Here is a 2,378-nt window from a genome sequence, read left to right on the forward strand (position 1 = left end):
AACCAGACGGCCAGCGAGCCGCGCTGCCTCAGCGCCTGGTTATACGCTTGCCAGTTGATCGTCTTGCAGGTCGGCTTCGGAGGTCTGCTCATGCTCCCCGGCTAGCATGCTGGATTCACGAGATGAATCCCCTGGATTTGCGCAACAACGCCTTTGAGAGCCCCCGTCTGCCCAAAAATCCGGAGAACTCCCCCTTGGTAAAATTTTGCCTTTTGCAGCCCCCATCCCGCCACGGAGCAGGGTCGCGCTGCCTGCCCTCTGGAAAGGGAATTATCCTTATTTTCAAGGGGCTTTTCCACAATCTCGTGCTGATCCGTGGCGGTTTCGCGCGCCGCACCCCGCTTGCCCGGGATATGATGACGAGCAACGGCGCCGGGCCAGAGCCCCCGGTCAGCAGAGTATCACCATCCCCCGCCGCGGGACCTTCGCGTGCGGGACCGGGAAAGGCATGTCATGGCGGGCAAGCGGACAGAAGGCGGGCAGGACAGGGCAGAACAGCTGCCTGTCCCGCCGCCAGCCCCCGCGCTGATCGCACTGGCGCGGCTTCTGGCGAGACAAGCTGCGCGCGAGGCGCGCGCGTGCCATACTGACGCAAGCTGACGGAGGTGAGCATGACGACTCGGACGGCGGCGCCGCGCGCGGCGATCTACGCGCGCTATTCGACGGATCTTCAGTCGGCGGCCTCGATCCCGGATCAGGTGCGGCTGTGCCGACGGCTGTGCGAGGAGCGCGGCTGGACAGTAGCCGAAGTTTTCGCGGACGAGGCGATGAGCGGGGCCTCGCAGCTGCGCCCCGATTTTCAACGCATGCAACAGGCGGCAATGCGCGGCAGCTTTGATGTGATCGTCGCCGAGGCGCTCGACCGGCTGAGCCGAGACCAGGAGCATATCGCGGGGCTCCACAAGCGGATGCGCTATCTCGGCGTGAAGATCGTCACCAAGGCCGAGGGCGAGATCAGCGAGATGCATATCGGGCTTGGCGGCACGATGTCGGCGCTGTTCCTGCGCAACCTGGCCTAGAAGACGCATCGAGGCCTTGAGGGCCGCGTCAGGGCGGGCAAATCGGCGGGCGGGATCAGCTATGGCTACCGTCTGGACCGCCAGCCGCTGCCGGACGGGTCGTTCACGACCGGAGACCGGGTGATCGACGCGGCGGAGGCGGCGATCATTCGGCGGATTTTCATGGAATATGATTGCGGGCGCAGCGCGCGAACCATCGCGACGAGCCTGAACCGGGATGGGATTCCGGCCCCGCGCTCGGGCGGCAAGGGCAAGGGCACCTGGTCCTTTTCGACGATCTCCGGGAACTGGAAGCGCGGCACGGGCATTCTCAACAACGAACTCTACATCGGCAAGCTGGTGTGGAACCGGCAGCGCTTCGTCAAAGACCCCGATACCGGCAAACGTCAGGCACGGCCGAACCCGCCCGAGGCCTGGATCACCGAAGACACCCCGGCCTTGCGCATCATCGCAGACGACCTCTGGTCTCGGGTCAAACAGCGTCAGGGCGCAATCCGCGAAGATATCCTGAGCGAACGGGCCGCCGATCCCGACGCCCCCCAAATCGAGCGCGGCCATCGCCCGCGCTATCTGCTGTCGGGGCTTCTGACCTGCGGCTGCTGCGGCGCGGGCTATATCATGATCAGTGACAGCCGCCTGGGCTGTGCCGCGGCCCGGAACTCCGGGACCTGCACCAATCGCAAGACCATCAAGCGGCTCGATGTGGAAGCGCGTGTACTTGACGGGCTGAAGACACAGCTGATGCATCCTGACCTGGTGGCGGAGTTCATCGCGGAGTTTCACCGGGAGATGGAGAAGGATCGGCTCGAGGCCGAGGCCGGACGGGTCGAGGCGGAACGGGCTCTGTCGAAAGTGACGAAGGAGATCGACAACATCGTTACTGCGATCACGGAAGGCATGTTTCATCCGAGCATGAAGGCAAAGATGGATGCGCTGGAGGCGCAGAAGGCGGCGTTTGAAGCAAAACTGACCGCCCTGCCCGCGCGGAGCCCGGTGGTCCTGCACCCGGGGCTGGCGGATGTTTACGCGGCGAAGGTTTCGGATCTGGCGGCTGCGCTGAACGATCCGGCAAGCCGGCCGGAGGCGGTGGAGATCCTGCGCGGTCTGATCGAGAAGATCGTGCTGAGCCCCGACGCGGACGCCGCGAACGGGCATGTGATTGAGCTGTATGGGGAGCTTGGGTCGATTTTGTCGTTGTGCAGCAATGGGATGTGTCAAAATGCCAACGCCCGCGCTGTTAGCGCGGGCGTGAGGCAAGTGACTATGGTTGCGGGGGTAGGATTTGAACCTACGACCTTCAGGTTATGAGCCTGACGAGCTACCGGGCTGCTCCACCCCGCGCCAAGGTGTATGGCGCTG

2 protein-coding genes and 1 tRNA gene are annotated in these 2,378 nt (G+C 64.3%); 2 read left to right on the forward strand and 1 reads right to left on the reverse strand.

The window, feature by feature from the left end:
- Positions 1 to 611 precede the first annotated feature (611 nt).
- Together C8N38_RS22085 and C8N38_RS20940 are read left to right on the forward strand one after the other, a co-directional pair.
- The gene (locus tag C8N38_RS22085) at positions 612 to 1,019 is read left to right on the forward strand and encodes a recombinase family protein (protein ID WP_245895837.1); all 408 of its coding nucleotides are present in this window, start codon (positions 612 to 614) and stop codon (positions 1,017 to 1,019) included.
- A 162-nt stretch (positions 1,020 to 1,181) separates the two neighbouring features.
- Positions 1,182 to 2,327, forward strand: coding sequence for a recombinase family protein (locus tag C8N38_RS20940; protein WP_245895838.1), 1,146 nt, complete (start codon positions 1,182 to 1,184; stop codon positions 2,325 to 2,327).
- Here C8N38_RS20940 and C8N38_RS20945 read toward each other — a convergent pair.
- A tRNA-Met gene (locus tag C8N38_RS20945) sits at positions 2,284 to 2,360 on the reverse strand. The genes C8N38_RS20940 and C8N38_RS20945 overlap by 44 nt on opposite strands.
- Between the last annotated feature and the right edge of the window lie 18 nt (positions 2,361 to 2,378).

Source organism: Rhodovulum kholense (genome assembly GCF_003053725.1).
Taxonomy (GTDB): Bacteria; Pseudomonadota; Alphaproteobacteria; order Rhodobacterales; family Rhodobacteraceae; genus Rhodovulum; species Rhodovulum kholense.